Origin of the sequence: Pantoea sp. CTOTU49201, from assembly GCF_032054795.1 — a bacterium.
GTDB classification, from domain to species: domain Bacteria; phylum Pseudomonadota; class Gammaproteobacteria; order Enterobacterales; family Enterobacteriaceae; genus Pantoea; species Pantoea symbiotica.
The window spans coordinates 1-2,122 of the sequence record NZ_DAMBSA010000580.1 but is presented as its reverse complement, the minus strand read 5'-3'; the positions used below and the strand labels follow the sequence as shown (position 1 = coordinate 2,122).

Sequence of the window (2,122 nt, the reverse complement as noted above, 5' to 3'; positions counted from 1 at the left end):
ACGGTGGTGCCGGATTTGGCGATACACAGTAGCAGCACGGTCATAAACACCGAATCGGTGAACGGAGCAAAGCCGATGCATAGCGCCATCAGCAGGCCGATGGTGAGGAACAGTTTGCGTGTGGCGGTTAGCGACAGCACTTTGTTATGCACCATGCGATCCGATGCCCAACCCGCCAGCACTTCAATCACCATGCCGCAGATCAGCGGCAGCGCGGCCACCATCCCCATTTTGAGGAAATCCATGCCTTTATCTTTCACCAGATAGGTCGGCAGCCAGGTGATAAAGAAATAGGAGGTGTAATTGATGGTGAAGAAGCCAATGCACATTGCCCAGATATTACGGTAGCGCAGCAGCTTGTACCATTTCATCGGACGCACGCTTTTATCGCCGTGCTTCTGCGCCTGGCCGTCACGGATGAAGCGCACTTCTTCTTTGCTAATCGACTTATGATCTTCCGGATTCTCGGCGTAGATAAAGTACCAGGCAATCACCCAGAACAAGCCGAGCGCACCAATGGCGAGGAAGGTCAGACGCCAGTCAAACAAGGCGATCATAAAGACGATCAGCGGCATGGCCACCGCACCACCAAACTTGGAGGCGCTGTCAAACAGGCCAGAAACCGTGGCGCGTTCACGATCCGGGAACCAGCGCGCGGTAATACCGGCGTTGCTGGGATAGGCAGCGGCTTCACCGACGCCGAGGGCTAAACGCAGCGCCAGTAGCGATTTAAAGCCGGTTGCGAGGCCCATCGCCATGGTCGCGATTGACCACCAGCCGACGGCGATGCCAAGGCCTTTTTTCTGACCGAAGCGATCGGCGAACCAGCCCGCCGGGATCTGCAATAGCGCATACGACCAGAAGAACGCCGCCATGATGAAGCCCATCATTTCAGGATTGATATCGAGCTCTTTGATCAGATGCGGTGCCGCTGCCGAGAGCACGGTGCGGTCAATGTAGTTAATGGCGATGGCCAGCCACATCAGGCCAGCAATCCACCAACGGATACGACTCGAGCGCGCAGAGTTAGTCATAATAATTATCCACTCGAAAAAGGGTTACAGAGAAAGGCGGCGTGTTATTCCAGCCCGTTCATCACGTTGATCGGGCGTTCGCCCTGTTGGATGCACTGCACGATTTGCGACACGCAACGTTCACCAATCGCGCTGATAGCGCCGTCGGTGTAACCGGCAATGTGCGAAGTAGGAATGAAGTTGTTGAGCGTAAACAGTGGATGCTCGCTCAGCGGTTCCTGCACAAACACGTCAGCCGCCGCTCCGGCAATCACGTTATCCAGCAACGCCTGATAGAGATCTTGCTCGTTCACCACGCCGCCGCGCGAGGCATTAATCAGGAAGGCATTTTTCTTCATGCGTTTGAGGCGCGCGGCATCAAACAGATTGTGCGTTTTATCGGTAAGCGGCATGTGCAGGGTGATGAAATCGCTGGTTTCGGTCAGCTGATCCAGCGTGACGAATTCGATGCCGTGTTCGGCAGCAAACTGTTCATCGGGATAAAAATCAAACGCGATAACCCGCATGTTGAAGCCTTTGGCGCGCAGCGCAACCTGCTTGCCGATATTGCCCAGCCCGATGATGCCCAATGTTTTGCCATAAACGTCGGTGGCAAAAATTCGCGGCCAGCTGCCCGCTCGGGTTTCAATGGCGGCTTGGGTGATCTGACGCGCGCTGTTGAGGATCAAAGCAAAGGCGAAATCGGCAACCGCGTGTTTGTTGGCATCGGGCACGTTGGTGACGTAAATCCCTCGTGCGCGCGTCGCTTCCAGATTGATGTTGTCGACGCCAACGCCGTGCTTACAGACGATTTTCAGCTGTGGCGCTAATGCCAGCAGTTCTTCATTGATGTCGGTAAAGGCCACAATCATCGCTACGGTGTCAGCCAGATGTGGCTGAAGTGCGCTCAGCGGCGCATCGGCGGGCAGTGTGATCAACTCAAAACCGTGCTGCTGCAGCACCTCAATCGGCGCCGCGTCGTATTTGGCGAATGACGGTGAAGTACAGATGACTTTCATGATTCTTCCCGGGGTTAGTAAATGCTGCCAAATTGGCCAGGTCACCATAAATGGCGACCCTACAAAACCGCATTCATATGCGCATTCATA

2 protein-coding genes are annotated in these 2,122 nt (G+C 54.9%); both read right to left on the bottom strand.

From position 1 onward, the window contains the following. Positions 1-1,034, bottom strand: a 1,034-nt coding sequence (locus RTY00_RS24015; RefSeq protein WP_312666643.1) for an MFS transporter, incomplete at its 3' end; no start/stop codon positions are given. Positions 1,035-1,078: 44 nt separating this feature from the next. After that, on the bottom strand, positions 1,079-2,032 hold the full coding sequence (locus tag RTY00_RS24010) for a phosphoglycerate dehydrogenase (protein WP_312666642.1): 954 nt from the start codon (positions 2,030-2,032) through the stop codon (positions 1,079-1,081). Between the last annotated feature and the right edge of the window lie 90 nt (positions 2,033-2,122).